The organism is Bradyrhizobium sp. (assembly GCF_050014615.1).
Taxonomy (GTDB): domain Bacteria; phylum Pseudomonadota; class Alphaproteobacteria; order Rhizobiales; family Xanthobacteraceae; genus Bradyrhizobium.
Map to the genome: position 1 here is coordinate 1 of NZ_JBEKCZ010000047.1, position 19,049 is coordinate 19,049.

At 63.2% G+C, this 19,049-nt stretch carries 17 protein-coding genes; 10 read left to right on the plus strand and 7 right to left on the minus strand.

The genetic code is table 11. From position 1 onward, the window contains the following. Window positions 1-197 precede the first annotated feature (197 nt). On the plus strand, window positions 198-1,010 hold the full coding sequence (locus ABR948_RS10240) for a rhomboid family intramembrane serine protease (RefSeq protein WP_428116703.1): 813 nt from the start codon (window positions 198-200) through the stop codon (window positions 1,008-1,010). 196 nt (window positions 1,011-1,206) lie between these two features. Continuing rightward, window positions 1,207-1,635: a CBS domain-containing protein gene (locus ABR948_RS10245; protein WP_428116706.1), complete on the plus strand. Its 429-nt coding sequence runs from the start codon at window positions 1,207-1,209 to the stop codon at window positions 1,633-1,635. A 1-nt stretch (window position 1,636) separates the two neighbouring features. On the opposite strand, the gene ABR948_RS10250 is transcribed toward ABR948_RS10245, so the two are convergent. Further along, window positions 1,637-2,671: a patatin-like phospholipase family protein gene (locus tag ABR948_RS10250; RefSeq protein WP_428116709.1), complete on the minus strand. Its 1,035-nt coding sequence runs from the start codon at window positions 2,669-2,671 to the stop codon at window positions 1,637-1,639. Between the two features lie 242 nt (window positions 2,672-2,913). On the opposite strand from ABR948_RS10250, the gene ABR948_RS10255 reads away from it, so the two are divergent. Together ABR948_RS10255 and ABR948_RS10260 are read left to right on the plus strand one after the other, a co-directional pair. Beyond that, window positions 2,914-3,999, plus strand: a complete 1,086-nt coding sequence (locus ABR948_RS10255; RefSeq protein ID WP_428116711.1) for an RgsD C-terminal domain-containing protein — start codon at window positions 2,914-2,916, stop codon at window positions 3,997-3,999. A gap of 192 nt (window positions 4,000-4,191) precedes the next feature. After that, window positions 4,192-6,663 carry a putative bifunctional diguanylate cyclase/phosphodiesterase gene (locus tag ABR948_RS10260; RefSeq protein WP_428116714.1) on the plus strand — a complete coding sequence of 824 codons (2,472 nt, stop codon included), beginning with the start codon at window positions 4,192-4,194 and terminating at the stop codon, window positions 6,661-6,663. Between the two features lie 128 nt (window positions 6,664-6,791). Here the strand turns inward: ABR948_RS10260 and ABR948_RS10265 are convergent, their stop codons facing one another. Further along, entirely contained in the window at window positions 6,792-7,355 is a 564-nt protein-coding gene (locus tag ABR948_RS10265) for a nitroreductase family protein (RefSeq protein ID WP_428116716.1), read from the minus strand. A 93-nt stretch (window positions 7,356-7,448) separates the two neighbouring features. Continuing rightward, complete coding sequence (gene thrS, locus ABR948_RS10270) at window positions 7,449-9,491, minus strand: threonine--tRNA ligase (RefSeq protein ID WP_428116718.1); 2,043 nt, start codon at window positions 9,489-9,491, stop codon at window positions 7,449-7,451. Between the two features lie 189 nt (window positions 9,492-9,680). Here thrS and ABR948_RS10275 point away from each other — a divergent pair, with 189 nt between their 5' ends. Continuing rightward, a complete protein-coding gene (locus ABR948_RS10275) occupies window positions 9,681-10,856 on the plus strand; it encodes an MFS transporter (protein ID WP_428116720.1) in 1,176 nt (391 codons plus the stop codon). 44 nt (window positions 10,857-10,900) lie between these two features. Here ABR948_RS10275 and ABR948_RS10280 read toward each other — a convergent pair whose 3' ends face one another. Then, the gene (locus tag ABR948_RS10280) at window positions 10,901-12,211 is read right to left on the minus strand and encodes a cupin domain-containing protein (protein ID WP_428116723.1); all 1,311 of its coding nucleotides are present in this window, start codon (window positions 12,209-12,211) and stop codon (window positions 10,901-10,903) included. A gap of 311 nt (window positions 12,212-12,522) precedes the next feature. Between ABR948_RS10280 and ABR948_RS10285 the strand changes: the two genes are divergently transcribed. After that, window positions 12,523-13,896, plus strand: a complete 1,374-nt coding sequence (locus ABR948_RS10285) for an APC family permease (protein ID WP_428116725.1) — start codon at window positions 12,523-12,525, stop codon at window positions 13,894-13,896. A 2-nt stretch (window positions 13,897-13,898) separates the two neighbouring features. After that, window positions 13,899-15,095, plus strand: a complete 1,197-nt coding sequence (locus ABR948_RS10290) for a hypothetical protein (RefSeq protein ID WP_428116727.1) — start codon at window positions 13,899-13,901, stop codon at window positions 15,093-15,095. A 49-nt stretch (window positions 15,096-15,144) separates the two neighbouring features. On the opposite strand, the gene ABR948_RS10295 is transcribed toward ABR948_RS10290, so the two are convergent. Together ABR948_RS10295 and yidD are read right to left on the minus strand one after the other, a co-directional pair. Further along, window positions 15,145-15,312, minus strand: coding sequence for a hypothetical protein (locus ABR948_RS10295; protein ID WP_428116730.1), 168 nt, complete (start codon window positions 15,310-15,312; stop codon window positions 15,145-15,147). A gap of 122 nt (window positions 15,313-15,434) precedes the next feature. Then, window positions 15,435-15,764, minus strand: a complete 330-nt coding sequence (yidD, locus tag ABR948_RS10300) for a membrane protein insertion efficiency factor YidD (protein WP_428116732.1) — start codon at window positions 15,762-15,764, stop codon at window positions 15,435-15,437. Window positions 15,765-15,998: 234 nt separating this feature from the next. On the opposite strand from yidD, the gene ABR948_RS10305 reads away from it, so the two are divergent. Beyond that, on the plus strand, window positions 15,999-16,931 hold the full coding sequence (locus tag ABR948_RS10305; protein ID WP_428116735.1) for a COG3904 family protein: 933 nt from the start codon (window positions 15,999-16,001) through the stop codon (window positions 16,929-16,931). A 125-nt stretch (window positions 16,932-17,056) separates the two neighbouring features. Here ABR948_RS10305 and ABR948_RS10310 read toward each other — a convergent pair whose 3' ends face one another. Next, on the minus strand, window positions 17,057-17,512 hold the full coding sequence (locus ABR948_RS10310) for an iron-sulfur cluster assembly scaffold protein (protein WP_428116737.1): 456 nt from the start codon (window positions 17,510-17,512) through the stop codon (window positions 17,057-17,059). A gap of 234 nt (window positions 17,513-17,746) precedes the next feature. Between ABR948_RS10310 and folE the strand changes: the two genes are divergently transcribed. Then, the gene (gene folE / locus ABR948_RS10315) at window positions 17,747-18,430 is read left to right on the plus strand and encodes a GTP cyclohydrolase I FolE (protein ID WP_428116740.1); all 684 of its coding nucleotides are present in this window, start codon (window positions 17,747-17,749) and stop codon (window positions 18,428-18,430) included. Window positions 18,431-18,458: 28 nt separating this feature from the next. Continuing rightward, complete coding sequence (gene hisI, locus ABR948_RS10320) at window positions 18,459-18,887, plus strand: phosphoribosyl-AMP cyclohydrolase (RefSeq protein WP_428116742.1); 429 nt, start codon at window positions 18,459-18,461, stop codon at window positions 18,885-18,887. Window positions 18,888-19,049 lie beyond the last annotated feature (162 nt).

The window sequence follows — 19,049 nt, forward strand, 5'->3', positions numbered from 1 at the left end:
AGACAGATTTGGTCATCGCGCGGGGAGGGGTGGGGATGTCACCCCGGGGCTCTTTGCGCGAAAGGTCAGCACAGACAAGGGAGGGTTCCTCAGAGCCCTCCCTTTTTCTTATGGATTTGACAGCTTGCGGCCATGCCGTCCTTGCGCCGCGGCGCCAAGCCGCCTAATTGGGCCCAATCGCTCGCGTGAGCCGTCGCTTGAGGTCTTCGACCCCCTTGGAATCGCCACCGGAATCCGCACCTGAACTGCTGCCGGCTCCGCCGCGCGAACCGATCCTGACGCTGCCCGGCGCCCTGACCGCCTATGTCGCGCTGCTGGCGGTGATTCACCTGCGCGTGCTGCTGCCGCCGGATCTGGAAAACTGGACCATCGATGTCTTCGGCTTCATTCCAAAGCGCTACGATTCGACGCTGTTGGCGATCGACTTTCCCGGCGGCGAGGGCGCCAAGGTCTGGAGCTTTGTGACTTATTCGCTGCTGCACGCCAATCTCAGCCATATCGGGTTCAATGTGCTGTGGCTGTTGCCGTTTGGCAGCGCGCTGGCGCGCCGCTTTGGCGCGATCCGGTTCTTCCTGTTCATGGCGGTGACGGCGGCCGCCGGCGCGCTGGCGCATCTTGTCACCCATGAGCATGCGGTGGCGCCGATGATCGGCGCCTCGGCGTCGGTGTCCGGCACCATGGCGGCCGCCATCCGCTTTGCCTTTGTGAGAGGCAGCTTCCTGTCGTTCAACCGCGGCGACGCCGATGCCGCGGCAAGGGTGCCGGCGCTGTCGCTGATGCGCGCCCTGCGCAACGGCCGCGTGCTGGCCTTTCTCGGCATCTGGTTCGCCGTCAATATCATCTTCGGCGTCGGATCGATTGCCATCGGCGCCGACGGCGCCAGCGTCGCCTGGCAGGCGCATATTGGCGGCTTTCTTGCCGGCCTTTTGCTGTTTTCGCTGTTCGATCCGGTGCCGCGCACCGTCCATGCTGCAGATGCGTCGTCCCACGACGTATCGAACCGCGGCTGATCCTTAGCTTGCGGCGCATCGCGATTTCATCCATCATCTCGCCATGATGCGACACGGCGTGAGCCCGCGAATGTGCTCAGAAAGCCGTGCTCGCCGAATGCGCCCGCAACGAAACCGGCGCTGAACTGTTGATTGCAGACTCAAGTGAACAAGACTGCGCTCGTTCAAGGGCGCGATCGGCTTCAAGGAGGCGACAATGACGGTACGTGCAATTCTCGATTCCAAAGGTCATCAGATCCAGAGCGTCGAGCCGGACGCGAAGCTTTCCGACGCCATCAGGATTTTGTCGGAACGCAAGATCGGCGCGGTGCTGGCGATGAGCAAGGGCCGCATCGAAGGTATCCTGTCGGAGCGCGATATCGTGCGCGTGCTCGGCGAACGCGGCGCGGCGGTGCTCGATGAGCCCGTCAGCGCGGTCATGACCCGCAAGGTCATCAGCTGCAAGCAGTCCGACACGGTCGCCGCGATCATGGAAATGATGACGCTCGGAAAGTTCAGGCATCTGCCGGTGCTCGACGGCGAGCGGGTGGTTGGCCTGATTTCGATCGGCGACATCGTCAAATGGCGGGTACGGGAATACGAGCAGGAACAGGAAGCGCTGCGCGACTATATCAAGACCGCTTAATTCACGGCGCCTTGTCGATCGTCGGCGGCTTCTCGATCGACCCCGGTGCCAGAATGTGGATGGCTTCCTGGATCGAGACGATGGCGCGCTCGGCGGCGCGCGCGCCATGCGCGATCAGATCGTCGGCGCGGTGGAAATCAAACCAGCCGATTTGACCGACCCGGGGCGAGATCAACAGATCGGGCGGATCGCCGGCGAGGCGCGCGCGGGTGATGCGATCCTGCATGATGTTGAAGGCATCGACCATTACGGTCGAGATGCCCGGCCGTCCGCCGCCGCCGAAGAATTCGCGCTTCACGGTGCGTTCGGCGGAAAACAACCGGCCGAGGCCGCGTTTCGGCGGCGCGGGTTCGATCGGGGTCTCCACCACGGCGGCCGACGCGCCGTGGGAATAGATCGTGGTGCTGTGCGTAAACACGTCGCTTGAAAGGTTGGCGGCGATCACGATTTCCGCGCCAAGCGCGCGCGCCGCCGACACCGGCACTGGATTGACCAGCGCGCCATCGACCAGCCAGCGGTCGCCCGCCAGCACCGGCGCGAATATCCCCGGCAGCGCATAGGAGGCGCGCATGGCGTCGACCATCCGGCCATGGGTCAGCCAGATCTCGTGGCCGGTGCGGATTTCTGTCGCCACGGTCGCAAATTTCAGCGGCAGGTCCTCGATCAGGGTCTGGCCGAGTGCGGCCTCCAGCTGCGTGGCAAGCTTGTCGCCGCCGATCAGGCCCGAGCCGTTGAGGCGGATATCCAGATAGCCCAGGATATTGCGCGGCTGCAGGCTGCGCGCCCATTCCTCCAGCGTGTCGAGTTGCCCCGCGGCATAGGCGCCCCCGACCACCGCGCCGATCGAGGTGCCGACCACGACATTGGGAACGATGCCATGGGCGATCAGCGTCCTGATGATACCGATATGGGCAAATCCGCGGGCGGCGCCGCCGCCCAGCGCCAGTCCGATCACCGGTCGCCTGACGCTGCCGAGCCCCACTCGGTCGCCGCCATTGGGGCCGTTTTGGCCGCGCCCGATCAGATTTTCCAGCACCGTAGCAATCTCCTGGGAGTCCGAGACTCTAACCCAAGGACTCTAAACCAAAGGCTATCTGCTGCGGTTTGAACCCGCCAGAATCTACCATAAGCATGGTTTATGCCGCGGATGAGGGAGGGATTGTGGCGGGGGACGCAATTCCCAAAAGTAACGTCCGGGTTCCCTGCCGGTTCCCCGGACCGCCATCCCCTGGTCATTGAGGCTTGAATTTGCCGCGTTTTCAGTGAAAAGCATCGGTCATGACGATCGGAAGTAACGGTACCAGCAGTGCCAACGGGTTTTGGCGGAGCAGACGCCGGCTCGCGGCGATTGCGCTCGCTGCAACGCTGGTCCTTTCCTTTCCGGCCGCCGTTTCGGCACAGATGTTCACCGACCGGCCGCCGCCGGTGCCGCCGGCATCGGTCCCGGAAGTCCCGGCAGGGCCGGCGATGAATCTCGCCCCGCCGTCCGGCCCGGCATCGATGCCCAATCTGCCCGCACCTGTGACGCAACCGTCCATCGCCCCGCCGCCGTCGATCGCCACCGTGCCGCCGGTGGTCGCACCGCTCGGCGCCGCGGCGCCCGGCCAGGCGGTGCTGGCGCTGACGGCGCGTTACGGCAAGGACCTGCCGGTCATCAACAACGGGCTGGTGTGGCGGGTGTTTTCAGACCGTCCGGACGAGACCACCGGCACGTTCAAACTCATTCGCGAGGACCGCGGCGCGACGCCGAATATCGTGCTGCCGCCCGGCGGCTATGTGATCCATGTCGCGCTTGGACTGGTCAGCGCGGTGCGGCCGGTGACCTTGAAGGCCGAGACCGACCGCGAATCGTTCCTGCTTCCGGCGGGCGGCCTGCGCATCGAAGGCCGCGTCGGCACGTCAAGGATTCCGCAGAACCAGATTTCGTTCGCGATCTACAAGGGCAGCCAGTTCGAAGTCGGCGAGCGCGCCTCGCTGGTGCCGAACGTCGCGGCCGGCGACGTCGCGTTGGTGCCGGAGGGGACCTACTACATCATCTCCAACTACGGCGATGCCAATTCCGTGGTGCGCTCGGATATCCGGGTCCAGGCCGGCAAGCTGACCGATGTGATTATCACCCATCGCGCGGCGGTCATCACCCTGAAGCTGGTCAGCGACAAGGGCGGCGAAGCGCTCGCGAACACGGCATGGTCGGTGATCACGCCGGGCGGCGACGTCATCAAGGAATCGATCGGCGCATTCCCCCGCGTCGTGCTGTCCGAAGGCGAATATCGCGCTATCGCCAAGAACGAGGGCAAGGTGTACGAGCGGCCCTTCAACGTCGTCAACGGCGTCGACGGCGAAGTCGAGGTCGTCGCCCGCTAGTTTTTGTCCCGTGGAATGCGCGTGTCATAAATCCCGGCACGACTGTCATAGTCGCTAATGCGCACTAACCATCGCGTGACTTAAAACCGTCATAATCGCCGGCTCGCCGCACCGCTCCCGCAATTTTTACACCGCATTAAAGTACCGCTGCGCTGGATGGCGCCGGACTGTCTGCGTGGTGTGGGGTTTGTCATGGTTGCCGCCAAGAGATCATCGGGGAAACTCAATGCCGAAATGTTCGATGATGTCCCGGTTCTCCAGCGCAAGTGGCAAGCCGCGCTGCGGCCCGGCGAAAAGCTGCCCCGCTATGAAGATGTGATGCTGGGAAGCCTCGGCCGGCTCGCCGACCATATCGTCCTGATCAAGGATAATAATCAAACCCTCGAAATATCGCGCACCGGAAGATACGTCCAGAAATGGCTGGGCGACGACCGTTGGGACATTCCGCTGAGCGCGCTGTCGCCCGATTGCGCCACCGCGCTCGGCGAAGCCGCGGCCAATGCGCTTGCGAACGGCCGTCCGCATCTTGCCGTTGCCCATTCGGTGCGCGATGGCCTGGTCCAGACCTATGATGTGCTGGCGCTGCCGACGTCGTCACGCTGGGGCGGCACGCTGATCGGCGCCTATGTCAACGAGCGCGCTCCGCAATATAATCTGCTGGATGCGATTTTCTCTACCACCGACGAGGGGGTGCTGTCGCTGGCGGCGCTTCGCGATTCCGGCGGGCAGCCGTTCGATTTCCAGATCGTCCACCACAATCAGGGCGCGTCGCGGCTGCTCAAGGTGCCGTCGACCGGCCTGCTATGGCGCCGGCTCAGCGCGGGGGGCAATCTGTTGTGCTCGCCGGAGGTGCTCGAACGCCTGTTTGCTGTCATCAAGACCGGCAACCGCGATCAGTTCGAGATCGACAGCGACGATCGCAACCTGAAACTGGGGGCCACGGCGTTCGGCGACATTCTCGCGTTGACGGTTTCGGATGTCACCACGCTGCGGAGGCGTGAGGCGTCGTTTCGACTGCTGTTCGACAACAACCCGATGCCGATGTGGGTGTTCGATGCCGAGACCACGGGGTTCCTCAGCGTCAATGACGCCGCCGTGCAGCATTACGGATACAGCCGCGCGACGTTCCTGCGCATGAAGCTTCAGGAAATCTGGCCCAGGGACGAATGGGTACCCCACGCCGAGGCGCTGCAGCAGATCGGCGATACCTATCATTCCGACCGCAACTGGCGGCACCTCAAGGCCGACGGCAGCGAGATTCATGTGCTGACCTTTGGACGGCGCGTGATGTTCGAGGGACGTGACGGCTATCTCGTCGCCGTCGTCGACATCACCGAGCGGCACAAGGCCGAGGCCCGGATCGCCCATATGGCGCACCATGACGGCCTGACCAATCTGCCGAACCGCGAGCTCTACCAGGACCGCCTCAGGCAGGCGCTGGAGCAGGGCCAGCCCGGCCACAAGCGCGTGGCGGTGCTGTGCGTCGATCTCGATTTGTTCAAGAACGTCAACGATTCATTCGGTCATCCGATGGGGGATCGCCTGCTGAAGGCGGTGGCTGACCGGTTGAGGTCGGAGATTCGCGGCAACAATCTCGCTGCCCGGCTCGGCGGTGACGAGTTTGCTGTCATTCTGGCCTCCGATGTTTCGCCGAACGAGGCCAGCGACCATGCGGCCAGGCTGATCCAGATCTTGAGCGCCAGCTATGACATCGACGGCATCGAGGTGGTGATCGGCGCCAGCGTCGGCATCGCGCTTTCGCCCGGCGACGGCGCGACCTCCGAGGAATTGATGCGCAACGCCGACATGGCGCTGTACCGGGCGAAGTCGGACGGCGGCGGCGTGCATCGCTTTTTCGAACCGGAAATGGACCGGCTGGCGCAAAAACGCCGCGACATGGAACTGGACCTGCGCCGCGCCTTCGCCAACGGCGAGTTTGAACTTCATTATCAGCCGCTGGTGGACATCGCCGCAGACCGCATCAGCGGCTTTGAATCGCTGCTGCGCTGGCGTCACCCCGAAAAGGGCATGATCTCGCCGGCGGATTTCATTCCGGTCGCCGAGGATATCGGGCTGATCGTAGCATTGGGCGAGTGGGTGTTGCGGGAGGCCTGCACCGAAGCCGCGAAATGGCCCGCGGACGTCAAGGTCGCGGTCAATCTGTCGCCGGTGCAGTTTCGCAGCCGCAATCTGGTCCAGGCCGTGATCTCGGCGCTGGCGCATTCCGGATTGTCGCCGTTGCGGCTCGAACTCGAGATTACCGAATCGCTGTTCCTGGCGGAAACCGAGGCCAATCTCGCGATCCTGCATCAGTTGCGCGGGCTTGGCATCAGCATCTCGATGGACGATTTCGGCACCGGCTATTCCAGCCTGAGCTATCTCAGGAGCTTTCCGTTCGACAAGATCAAGATCGATCGCTCCTTCATCAAGGACATCGCGGAGCGTTCCGATTGCGTTGCGATCGTGCGGGCGATCTCCGGTCTTGGTCGCAGCCTGAATATCACTACGACAGCGGAAGGCGTGGAAACCGTCGACCAGCTCGACTGGTTGCGCGCCGAAGGCTGCAACGAGGTGCAGGGCTTCCTGTTCAGCGCGGCGAAACCGGCGGCCGAGGTTCAAGCGCTGCTGGCGAGGTTTGGCCGGCGCGCCTCGCAGGCGGCGTGATACGATCGTCATTGCCGGGCTTGACCCGGCAATCCATCTTGAAAAAGCTTTTGCGAAGTGAGATGGATGCCCGGATCAAGTCCGGGCATGACGATACTACATCAACCTCGGCAGCTCATGCGCGTCTTTCAGAACCGCGTCACGATATCGGCCAGTGCCGGGCGCGGGCGGTCTTCGCTCGGCTTCGATGGCGTGCCGATATGGATGAAGCCGGCGAGTTTCTCGTCCGCCTTCACGCCGAGCCCGGTGAGCACGTCGCGATCGAACGCGAACCAGCCGGTCAGCCAGTTCGCGCCGTAACCCAGCGCGGTCGCGGCGGTGACGATATTCATCGCGCTGGCGCCGGCGGACAGTTCCTGTTCCCACGGCGGCACTTTGGGATGCGGCCTGGTAAAACTAACCACCGCGATCACCAGCGGCGCATCCATCAGCCGGCGCTTTTCGATCTCGATCTCGGTCTGGAGGGCGGCAGGATTCTTGCCGGCGAAGACCTGCGCGATCACCTCGCCGGCGCGCGCGCGCGCATCGCCTTCGAATACGATAAAGCGCCACGGCGTCAGCTTGCCATGATCGGGCACCCGGGCGCCGATGGTCAGGATGGTGTCGAGCTCGGCCGGTGAGGGGCCGGGACCGCTCATCTCGCGCGGTTTCACCGAGCGGCGGATTTTCAAGAGGTCGATAGCGTCGGGCATAGGTATTCCATGATCTGTGTCGCTTCGCAGCCAAGCGGCATATCGGGTGATCCCAAGGCGTTGGCAAGCGTCGCTATTTAGTAGGTCTCTAATCTATGCCGCGTTCGCCCGTTTCACATCGGGCGGGGTGGCTTCGTCGACCAGCGCGGCCAGCGCTTCACCGGTCGGCAATACCTTTTGCCCGTCGCTGCCCAATCGCCGGATCGAAACCGAATGGCTCTCGGCTTCCTTCTTGCCGACCACCAGCAATGCCGGAATTTTCGCCAGCGAGTGCTCGCGGACCTTGTAGTTGATCTTCTCGTTGCGCAGATCGATCTCGACACGCAGGCCGGCGCGCCGCGCCGCCGCCGCGACCACCTTGGCGTATTCATCGCCTTCCGAGGTGATGGTGGTGACGACGACCTGGATCGGCGCCAGCCAGAGCGGGAAATTGCCTGCGAAATGCTCGATCAGGATGCCGATGAAGCGTTCCATCGAGCCGCAGATCGCGCGATGCACCATGACCGGGGTTTTCTTCGAGCCGTCGGCATCGATGTAGAACGCCCCAAAACGCTCCGGCAGGTTGAAGTCGACCTGGGTGGTGCCGCATTGCCAGTCGCGGCCGATGGCGTCGCGCAGCACATATTCGAATTTCGGGCCGTAGAACGCGCCTTCGCCGAGATTGATCGCGGTCTTGATGCGGTGGTTGTGGCCTTGCGCCTCGATCTGCGAGAGCACCGTCGCCATCACGCGCTCGGCATGATCCCACATCTCGTCGGTGCCGACGCGCTTCTCCGGCCGGGTCGAAAGCTTCACCGTGAGTTCCCCTTCGAAGCCGAAATCCGCATAGGTCGACAGGATCAGATCGTTGATCTTGAGGCATTCGTCGGCGAGTTGCGCTTCGGTGCAGAACACATGGGCGTCGTCCTGGGTAAAGCCGCGCACCCGCATCAGCCCGTGCATCGCGCCCGACGGTTCATAGCGATGCACGACGCCGAATTCGGCCAGCCGCAGCGGCAGGTCGCGGTAGCTTTTCAGGCCATGCTTGAAGATCTGCACATGGCCGGGACAGTTCATCGGCTTGAGCGCGAACCAGCGCTTGTCCTCGGCCTCGTCGCCGGCGGATTGCGCGGCGAACATGTTCTCGCGATACCAGTCCCAGTGGCCGGAGGTTTCCCACAGCACCTTGTCGAGAATCTGCGGCGCGTTGACCTCGCTGTAGTCGCCGGTTAGACGCCGGCGCATATAGGCGACCAGCGCCTGGAAGATGGTCCAGCCCTTGGCGTGCCAGAACACCACGCCGGGACCTTCCTCCTGGAAGTGAAACAAATCGAGCTCGCGGCCGAGCTTGCGGTGGTCGCGCTTCTCGGCTTCCTCGATCTGCTTCAAATAAGCGTCGAGCTCTTCCTGCTTGGCAAACGCCGTGCCGTAGATGCGGGTCAGCATCGGATTGTTGCTGTCGCCGCGCCAATAGGCGCCCGCGACCTTCATCAGTTTGAAGGCGCCTCCGACCTTGCCGGTCGAGGTCATATGCGGCCCGCGGCACAGATCGAACCAGTCGCCCTGATAGTAGATCTTGATCGGCTCGTCGCCGGGAATGGCATCGACCAGCTCGACCTTGAAACTCTCGCCCTTGTCGCGAAACACCTGCTTGGTCTTTTCGCGATCCCACACGTCCCGGGTGAAGGGTTTGTCGCGCGCGATGATCTCGCGCATCTTCTTTTCGATCGCGGCAAAATCTTCCGGCGTGAACGGCTCGTTGCGGAAGAAGTCGTAATAGAAGCCGTTCTCGATCACCGGGCCGATGGTGACCTGGGTCCCCGGCCACAGCGCCTGCACGGCTTCGGCGAGCACATGGGCGGCGTCGTGGCGGATCAGCTCCAGCGCGCGGGCATCGTCGCGGGCGATGAATTCGATTTTGGCGTCATGGTCGATGGCGTCGGCGAGATCGACCACCACGCCGTCGAGCGCCATCGCCACCGTGCGCTTGGCCAGCGACGGCGAAATGCCCTTGGCGATATCGAGGCCGGTGATGTTCTTTGCGAATTCGCGCCTGGCGCCATCGGGGAAGGTGACGGCGATCGTGCTGGATTCGACGGGCTTCAGATTGCTCAGGCCGAAAACGAATCCGGGCGCGGGTTTCTTGTCGTCAGACATTTTGGTCTCCTGTGGCTCACTCCTGCGAACGAGCGCAGGTAAGCGGGAAGCAGCGGTATAGCAGGGGATTCGCGCGGTGCAATCCGGCCCTCGCGAGAAAATTGGCGGCGCAATGCAGCCCCACACGTCTTTCGAAATAGTCGGCTCCGGCTCTTTCATTCCGCGCCGGCCTGCCCTACATGCATTTGCATGAAAAACCTGCCCGAGGGTTCCCACGCCGGACGCCGTTTCGCTCCCACCGCGCTGATGTTGGGGAATCTTATCACCGGCTGCTCGGTGCTGGCGCCGGCGGGCATGTTGATCGAACTGTCATCGGACCTCGGCATCACGGTCCGCACCGCGGGATTGCTGGTCACCTTCGGCGCCGCGATGATGTGCGTCGGCTCGCCGTTGACGGCCTGGCTGACCAGCGGGGTCGAGCGCCGCGCGCTGCTGACGGCGACGCTTGCGGTGCTGGCCCTCACCAACGCCGCGTCGGCGCTGGCGCCGGACTATACGACCCTCCTGGTCATCCGCATCCTCATGCTGGCGGTCGGCGCTCTCTACACGCCGCAGGCGGCCGGGACCGCCGCGCTGATCGTGTCACCGGAAAAGCGCGGCAGCACCATGGCCTATGTGTTTCTCGGATGGTCGCTGGCGGCGGCGATCGGCCTGCCGCTGATGACGGTTGTCGCCAGCCGTTACGGCTGGCGTGCGGTCTATGGCGGCATTGGCGCGATCGGCGCTGTCAGTTTTTGCCTGCTGGCATGGCGGCTGCCCAAAGGATTGCTCGGGGCGCGGGTGGATCTCAAGACCTGGGCCGATGTCGGACGCAACCGGATGATACTCGTGCTGCTGTTGATCACGACGCTGCAGATGTCGGGGCAGTTCGTGGTGTTCACCTTCATGGGTCCATTGTTGACGAAATTGACCCATGTCGGTTCGGGCGGGGTGGGACTGGTATTTGGGCTCTACGGCGTGTCCGGCCTGGTCGGAATTACGATTGCCACCCGCATCGTCGATTCCTGGGGCGCCTACAAAACCTCATTGTTGTTCACGGTCTTGATGCTGACCGGCATGACTGTGTGGGCGCTGGGCGCCGGCATCTATCCGCTGATGGCCTGCGCCGTCGTGATCTGGGGGTTGGGGTTCGCCTCGACCAATTCGATGCAGCAGGTTCGCCTCGTCAGCGCGGCACCGACGCTGGCGTCGGCCTCGGTGTCGCTCAACACCTCGGTCCTCTATATCGGGCAGGCCGTGGGTTCGGCGATCGGCGGCGTGCTGTATGCGCGCGATCTGTTGTACGATGCGGGATATGTCGGGATGGCCTTTATCACGCTGGCGCTGGTGACATTGATCACGACGCGCGGCTTCTCCAGAATGTAAAACTGAAATTCGAGAAATCGAATCTTCGCGTCAGCCGGGCCGGGTTATTGGCTGGGTGAAGAACCTGTGCCGGCAGCAACCCGGGTCAGCGCCGGTGTCGACGCCATCTTGACCAGCACCTCCCTGACCGGATCGTGGGTCCATGCCTGGGTGACGTAATTGCGATGCGTCACCCCTTCCGGGGTCTCGACGAACACCACGCTGCCGGGCCGCAGCGGTGCATCCATATCCTCGGAGACCGCGATGCCTTTTTCCCTGATCATATGCATCAGTTCGTGGTCGTGCCGCGCGGTGTAATGCGTATAGGAACTGACGAAAAAGCCGGTCCGGTTGTGCTCGACCCAGGACGCGAACTTGTCCAATTCGCCATAGACCGCATCGAGCAGGAACACGCCGCGCACGCGATTGCCGAGGCCGCCGACTTCCAGGCTCCAGGCCGTCGGCACAAAGCCGCCACTGTAGCCAACGATGATGACCGGCATATTCGCGAACGCCCTGGCGGCATTGGGATCGCCGTAGAGGTCGGCGAGGTGATCGGCTGACTCGTTGATGAAGCGCTTGAGCCCGCCCGGCTGCCAGAATTTGCCGGCGCTGGAATCGGCGGCATCGACCGCAAGCTGCGGCGCCAGCAGCACGGCGTTGACGCCGGAATCCGTAATCTGTTGCGGCACCAGCTGCCGGTCGCGCACGTCGCGCTCCAGCGTCGCGCCGTTGCCGTGGAAGAACACGACGATGACGCCGGGTTTGCGGATGTCGAAATTCTCCGGGACATGCATCAGGACGCGGTTGTCGTTGAACGTCTCGTCCTGCCACAGCACCCGGCCGCTGTAGCTGCGGTGGCCGCGGCGCTCGCCATTCGAAACGTTCAGGAACGGCTGGTCGGTGTGTGGATTGTTGCCGAAATACGGAAACGCCGAGGATTTCAGGCTGACCAGCGTGGTCTGGTCTTCGCGCGGCGGCCGCTGATAGGGGACCGTCGGCGCCAATGACGCAACCCGGTAGGGTGCGGAAGCAGGAGCGGCCTGCGCGGTGCGTTTCAGGGACACGTCGTTGTTGAGCTGACGCTGCTCCAGGCTCTCACTCGCGGTCGGGAAGCGATCCCTGAACTGGGGCTTCGGGAAGCGATCGTCGAAATTGTCGCCCGCGCCCTGCGCGTTGGCCGCCAGGGTGCCGGCGCTGGGCGCCTGGCCACATTGAACGAGAATGAAGGAGAGGGGGACGAAAACGGATAGAATGGCGATCCAGCGCCAAGCAGCCTGAGGTCTAGCCTGGGGCCGCCTATGCCGCGTCATGCCCGGCGAAATCACCAGGCCCGCACGATCAGATGTCCCCAGTTTCGGAGTAGCTCCGACCATCCACCCACTGCCCCAATATCGCCGTCGACCGGCGTATGTCAGCTCGCTAGTGTTGCGGCGACGTTAACCTTCCGGGAATACTCCCCACTCCCGGAACGGTCCAAAGAACACAAAATCGTGTCCTGATTGTGGGCTGCGCCCCTTCTTTTCGCAACGACACAGATAGCGCGAGGGTGTTCGGCCCGCCGCAAAGGTATCAGGACACCAAATTGATGTCGGTTTTAAATCATTGTTAACATTGCTTGAATTGGCAGGGGTCAACCTGCACGATGAAAAAATCAGGGGCATGGCGCCCCGAAGCGTGGACTGACATGGCGGCACTGGAAACGGGAAGCGCGGCATGGCCCAGCCGGCTGCCCGGCGGCGGATCCACCGTCTCGGTGGTGGTGGCGACCGCCATCGTCGTCGCCGACATGGTTGGCGTCGGCGTCTTCACCAGCCTCGGCTTTCAGGTCAAGGACATCCCCTCGGGCTTTGCGATCCTGCTGCTATGGACCGTCGGCGGCGTGGTCGCGCTGTGCGGGGTGTTTTCCTACGGCGAACTCGGCGCGATGTTTCCGCGTTCCAGCGGCGAGTACAATTTCCTGAGCCGCGCCTTTCATCCGGCCTTTGGATTTCTGGCGGGCTGGGTGTCGGCGACGGTCGGCTTCGCCGCGCCGGTGGCGCTGGCGGCGATGGCCTTCGGCGAATACGGCAAATCGGTGCTGCCGGGTGCCCCGCCGCTGGCGCTCGCGGTCGGTGCGGTCTGGCTGGTGTCGATCGTGCAACTGACCGGGGTCAAGCACTCCAGCACCTTTCAACTGGTCGCGACCATTTTAAAGGTGGTGCTGATCGTGGCCTTCCTGATCGCGGGGGTTGTGGTCGGCACGCCGCAACCGATCTCGTTTGCGCCCGGCGTTTCCGAATTCGGCTACATCACCACCGCGCCATTCGCGATCGGGCTCGTTTTCGTGATGTATTCGTTTTCGGGGTGGAATGCCGCGACCTACATCATCGGCGAGATGCACATGCCGCAGCAAAACCTGCCGCGGGCGATGCTGGCGGGGACGCTGATCGTGCTGTTGCTGTATGTCGCGCTGAACGCGGTATTCCTGCACACCACGCCGATCGACAAACTGTCCGGGCAACTCGATGTCGCCCGCATTGCCGGCGCTTACATCTTCGGTGAAATCGGCGGCCGCATCGTCGGCGCGATGATCTGCATCGGGCTGGTGTCTTCGATCAGCGCGATGATGTGGATCGGCCCGCGCGTCATGATGACGATGGGGGAAGACATTCCGGCCCTGGCGCTGTTTGCCCGTAAATCCGGTCAGGGAGCGCCGGTTTACGCGATCCTTTTTCAGCTCGCGGTCGCCAGCCTGATGCTGTTCACCCGCAGTTTCGAGGCGGTGCTGGATTTCATCCAGTTCGCGCTGTTGTTCTGCTCGTTTTTCACCGTGCTTGGCGTCATCAAGCTGCGGATCACGAAGCCCGATTTGCCGCGGCCCTATCGCGCCTGGGGATACCCGGTCACCCCCGCGGTTTTCCTGCTCGTGACCCTGTTCATGATGTACTATCTTGTGACGGACCGGCCGTTGCAGTCGTTTCTGGGTATTTTGATCATGATTTCAGGCCTTTTGATTTATGCCGTTTTCCGCAAGCGGACCGACGCTGGCTCCGTTATTGCATCCCCGGGTCGCGAATAGAGATGCTTCAGCCCGTGAAAATTGCGGCGCTCGCCGCCGCCATGCTCCTCGCCGCCGTGCTGCCCGGGCGTGCCGCCGATACCGTCACCGCCAACGACACCGCGCGATACCTCGCGGGAATGGCGCCGTCGGCGGAATCGCCGCTGACGCCGCTGACCAAAGACCCGGCATGGCAGCACCACGCCAGATTCCTCGATAGCGCGTTCGCGCAGCTTGAACAGCGCCAGCTTTCGAAAATCCGGACCTGGGCGGACACCAATCTGTCGGCGCCGCGGCCCACCATGTTCTACATGTTCAGCGGTCCGGACTTTCTCTACGCCAACGCGTTCTATTCCAAGGCCTCGACCTATGTGCTGAGCGCGCTCGAGCCGCCGGGCTCGGTGCCCGATCTCATGAAATTGCCGCGCGGGGGCCTCGGCTCGGCGCTCAATAATGTCGAACATTCGATGGGTTCGATCCTGAACTTCAGTTTCTTCATCACCAAGCTGATGAAGGTCGATCTGCGGGCCGGGCAGCTCAACGGCACCTTGCCGATCCTGTATGTGTTCCTGGCGCGCTCGGGAAAGACCATTCGCGACGTCAGTCCGGTCGCGCTCGACGACAAGGGGACGGCGTATTTCGCCAACGAAAATCCCGGCCCGAACGCCACGCACGGGGTGCGGATCGTGTTCGCCGGCAGCGATGGCGAGCAAAAGACGCTGTATTACTTCTCGACCGATCTTTCCAACAGCGGCGTCAAGAGCTCAGGCTTCCTGAAATTCTGCGAAACGCTGGCGCCCGGCAACAGCCTGATCAAGAGCGCATCCTATCTGCTGCACGCCGGCAATTTCTCGACCGTGCGCGATTTCATTCTCGTCAACAGCGCCACCATCATCCAGGACGATTCCGGCATTCCGCTCAACGACTACAATCCGAAGAAATGGCGGTTCTTCCCGTTCGGTCGCTACGCCGGTCCGATCGGCGAATTTCCCGGACGATACCAGCAGTCCTATGCAGATCTGTTCCGGCGCAGCCAGCCGATGGATTTCGGCATAGGTTATCGATGGCGGTCGTATGAATCGAACCTGCTGCTGTCGGTCAAGCTGCCCACCGATGGTTCGGGCAGCGTCGACGCCACGCCAGCGGCCGAGCCGGCACCACCCGCGCGCCCCAAGCGGCCGCGTCAGCCGGCAGCGGCGGATCCCAGACGTTCTCCTTAGACAGTTCAGGGCGCGGCCGTGGCGTCGGCTCCAGCCGACAGCCGTGGTCTCACCAGCGAACGCTTTGGCTTGGCACGATGAAGCTTGCGGTGCCGGGTGCGGGGGATCTTTCGCTGAAATATCGGCAGGCCGCGACGATGACAAGGACGAGGGCCAGCGCGGCCAACAGATCGATCTGGCGGGGATCGTGCCCCCTGTGGCTGATTTTCCAGCGCATCGTGGATGTCCTCCCTGGAAGACATCAAACCAATACCGCGGCGAAGCTTCGGTTCCGGGTGGCAGCAATGCGCAGTTCGTCTGAAAGCGCTGCAGCAGAGCCGGCTGGAGCCGCGCAAAATCCTAGGGCGCGTTGACGCCGCGCCAGCGCCCGAACCGCCACGGCAAATACCAGCGTGCGCCCGGCGGCTTTGTCAGCGGCACATTGTCGATCCCCGAGGTGCCCCAGGGCTGGCAACGCAACAGTCGCGCCAGCGTCATCCAGCCGCCGCCCCACAATCCGAACCGCTCCAGCGCCTCGTCGCCATAGACCGAGCAGGTCGGCAGATGCCGGCAGTTGTAACCGACCAGCGGCGACAGCGTGTGCCGGTAAATCCAGATCATCGCGCGCCCGGCATTGCGCGGCAGGCGTTGCACCGTGCCGGTGCAGTCTGGGCAATGCGAATATTTCATAGGCGCGATGCTCGTTGTTAGGCCATCATTTGCACGGTTCCAATGCACGGAACCGGTTCCGCGAAGTCACACCGCCAAAATATCGCATCGATGGGAGCGCGGTGCAGCAAATGTTAATAGACGCTTTGGTCAGCCGGAGTTACCTTTTCCATAACGCCTGTGTGACAGAATCATGTGGCGTTGAAGTGGGGCCATTGCCACTGCTCGTATCCGGGGCTTGGGGAAGGGACCGAATTGAGGCTCATGAGGTCGCTTGATTTGCGCGGCTGGGCGCTGCTCGGCGCCGCCGCTTTATGTCTCGCTTTGCCTGGCGCCGCGGCTTTGCTCGGCGGTTCGGCGCATGCCGCCGTCACCCTCGAAGAGCGCAAACTGCCGATGCATTTCAACTGGGTTGCGTGTCAGCCGAATTGTCGCGGCTGGGTCAGCGCGGTCGGCATCGTGACCGCCGATAGCCCAAAGGAGTTCGACGAATTCGCGCGCGGGCGCGAGCTCATCGGCACGACCATCGTGCTGGATTCCAGTGGCGGCTCGGTAAACGATTCCATCGCGCTCGGACGGCGCTGGCGTGCCCTGGGAGCGCTGACCACCGTCGGCATCAGCGTCCAGGATCACACTGCCCAAGGGGACCATCAAGGCGATCGGGCCCGTGTCGTGCCCGACGCCTATTGCGAGTCGATGTGCGTGTTCCTGCTGTTGTCGGGCAAGACCCGTTACGTGCCCGCGACGGCGCATGTCCGGGTGCATCAGATCTGGATGGGCGACCGCGCCGATGATCCCAGGGCCGCTAGCTACACCGCGCAGGATATGATGATCGTGGAACGCGATATCGGCCGGTTGGCCAAATACACGTTCGACATGGGCGGGGCGGGGGACTTGCTGTTGCTGGCGCTGAACGTGCCGCCCTGGGAGGATCTGCACGAACTGACGCCGGCCGAATTGCGGCTGACCAATCTCGTGACCACCGACGCCGTCGCCGAAGTGCTGCCGCGCAGTGACAGCGTTGCCAGCTCTACGCCGGTCGCCGCGCTGCAACCGAAGCCGGTGCAGGATCGCTTTGGAAGCAGCGCCACCGACGGCGAGCCGGCCGCGCCAGCCGTGAAAGCGACCAAGACCGCCGAGGCCCTGGTTCCAACCGGCGGCGTCGCGGCGGCGATGCCGGCGAAGTAGCGACCCCGGTGGATGTCATCATCCGCGAAGGCGGATGATCCAGTACGCCGCGGCGGTTTTGGTCATTTCAGAATTCACGGCGTGCTGGATGCCCTGAGTTCGCGGGCATGACGGGCCGGAGGTTGTTACCCCTGCGCCGAAGCCGTTTGCTTGGTCTTGGCTTCAATCTGGCCGATCGCATCGACCACGGCATCGAAGGTCAGCATCGTCGAGGCATGCCGCGCTTTGTAATCGCGCACCGGCTCGAGCAGGCCGATATCGGCCCATTTGCCTTGCGGCGGACTGCCGTTTTCCTTCAGCATCTTGCGGACGGTCTCGCGCAATTCGCGCAGTTCGCTGGCCGTCGAGCCGACGACATGGCTTGCCATGATCGAGGATGAGGCCTGGCCGAGCGCGCAGGCCTTCACGTCATGGGCGAAGTCGGTGACAACAGGGCCGTCCATTGTGAGGTCGATCTTGACGGTCGAGCCGCACAGTTTGGAATGCGCCGTGGCGCTGGCGTCCGGCGCGGGCAACCGTCCAAGCCGGGGAATGTTGCCGGCCAGTTCGATGATCCGCTTGTTGTAAATGTCGTTCAGCATAAGATCGGGGTCTCGGGCTTGCCGGCCCGATCGCCCTTGGCGGCCGCGGTCGGCAGTCCTATATATGGTCGGCAATGGCGGAAATACAGCCCGGCCATTTTGTAAGGTGGGCTGAAATAGAACCAATCTGGCCGCTATGGTATTGGAATTCTCGGACTCAGGCGTCTGGCGGCATGCCGCCCCGTCTGCCGGTGACACTCCGGTCTCACTTATGACCGGTCGAACGGAGTTGACATGGACGCTTTGATCAAATCCCTCCGCCCGGACGCCAAGCCGCCGGAAACCCGGCCGGCCGAACTCGACCCTTCCGAATTTCTGGCCGCCGCTGTTCGAGCCGACCAGCCGCGTCCGTCGCGCGCCGAAGCCGAAGCGGCGGTGCAGACCTTGCTCGGCTATATCGGCGAGAACCCAGCCCGCGAGGGTCTTATCGATACGCCGCGCCGTGTGGTCGAAGCCTATGACGAACTGTATCAGGGCTATCATCAAAGCCCGGCCGAGGTGCTCAACCGCACCTTTGGCGAGACCGCGGGCTATGACGATTTCGTGCTGATCCGCGATATCGAATTCACCTCGCAATGCGAGCATCACATGATGCCGTTCTATGGCCGGGCGCATATCGCCTATACGCCGGTGGAGCGGGTGGTGGGATTGTCCAAGCTGGCGCGTCTGACCGACATTTTCGCGCGCCGCCTTCAGACCCAGGAGCATCTGACCGCCCAGATCGCGGCTGCGATCGACGAGATTCTCAAACCCCGCGGCGTTGCAGTGATGCTCGAGGCGGAGCATACCTGCATGTCGGTGCGCGGCGTGGCCAAGCATGGCGCGATGACGTTCACCAGCCGTTTCACCGGCATGTTCCGCGACAATCCGGCGGAACAGTCGCGTTTCCTGTCCATGTTGCGAGGGCCGCAGCGCTAGTCCTCGCCTGAATTTGCAAGGACTGCCCGTGTCCACATCCCTAGACAATAACGACATCGAGGAAGGGCTTACGTTCCAGCCCAAATTCGACGCGTCAGGCCTGGTGACCTGCGTCGCCACCGACGCTGTCACCGGCGACGTGCTGATGGTCGCGCATATGAACGACGAGGCGCTGCGCAGGACCATCGCCAGCGGCGAGGCCTGGTACTTCAGCCGCTCCCGCAACTCGCTTTGGCGAAAAGGCGAAACCTCCGGCCACGTCCAGCGCGTGGTCGAGATGCGCATGGATTGCGATCAGGACGCGATCTGGATCCGGGTCGAACAATCAGGCGCCGCCTGCCACACCGGCCGGCGCTCCTGCTTCTACCGCAAAGTCGACGCCGGCGAGGGCGGGGCGCGTCTGTCATTCGCAGATGCGGAGCGGGTGTTTGATCCGAAGGCGGTTTATCGGAAGTAATCTCTTGTCATTCCGGGATGGTCCGCAGGACCAGACCCGGAATCTCGAGATTCCGGGTTCGCTCGCGCGCCCCGGAATGACGGTGGGGTAGACCAGAACCCCCTTTAACCCGCCATTAACCATAGTCGCGCCACTGTGACCTTGGCTTGAGCGTTAGTGGGA

Coding starts and splice junctions, on each gene's coding strand:
- ABR948_RS10245 (WP_428116706.1), top strand. CDS start 1,207: ATGACGGTACGTGCAATTCTCGATTCCAAAGGTCATCAGATCCAGAGC.
- ABR948_RS10255 (WP_428116711.1), top strand. CDS start 2,914: ATGACGATCGGAAGTAACGGTACCAGCAGTGCCAACGGGTTTTGGCGG.
- ABR948_RS10260 (WP_428116714.1), top strand. CDS start 4,192: ATGGTTGCCGCCAAGAGATCATCGGGGAAACTCAATGCCGAAATGTTC.
- ABR948_RS10265 (WP_428116716.1), bottom strand. CDS start 7,355: ATGCCCGACGCTATCGACCTCTTGAAAATCCGCCGCTCGGTGAAACCG.
- thrS (WP_428116718.1), bottom strand. CDS start 9,491: ATGTCTGACGACAAGAAACCCGCGCCCGGATTCGTTTTCGGCCTGAGC.
- ABR948_RS10275 (WP_428116720.1), top strand. CDS start 9,681: ATGAAAAACCTGCCCGAGGGTTCCCACGCCGGACGCCGTTTCGCTCCC.
- ABR948_RS10280 (WP_428116723.1), bottom strand. CDS start 12,211: ATGGTCGGAGCTACTCCGAAACTGGGGACATCTGATCGTGCGGGCCTG.
- ABR948_RS10285 (WP_428116725.1), top strand. CDS start 12,523: ATGGCGGCACTGGAAACGGGAAGCGCGGCATGGCCCAGCCGGCTGCCC.
- ABR948_RS10290 (WP_428116727.1), top strand. CDS start 13,899: ATGCTTCAGCCCGTGAAAATTGCGGCGCTCGCCGCCGCCATGCTCCTC.
- ABR948_RS10295 (WP_428116730.1), bottom strand. CDS start 15,312: ATGCGCTGGAAAATCAGCCACAGGGGGCACGATCCCCGCCAGATCGAT.
- yidD (WP_428116732.1), bottom strand. CDS start 15,764: ATGAAATATTCGCATTGCCCAGACTGCACCGGCACGGTGCAACGCCTG.
- ABR948_RS10310 (WP_428116737.1), bottom strand. CDS start 17,512: ATGCTGAACGACATTTACAACAAGCGGATCATCGAACTGGCCGGCAAC.
- folE (WP_428116740.1), top strand. CDS start 17,747: ATGGACGCTTTGATCAAATCCCTCCGCCCGGACGCCAAGCCGCCGGAA.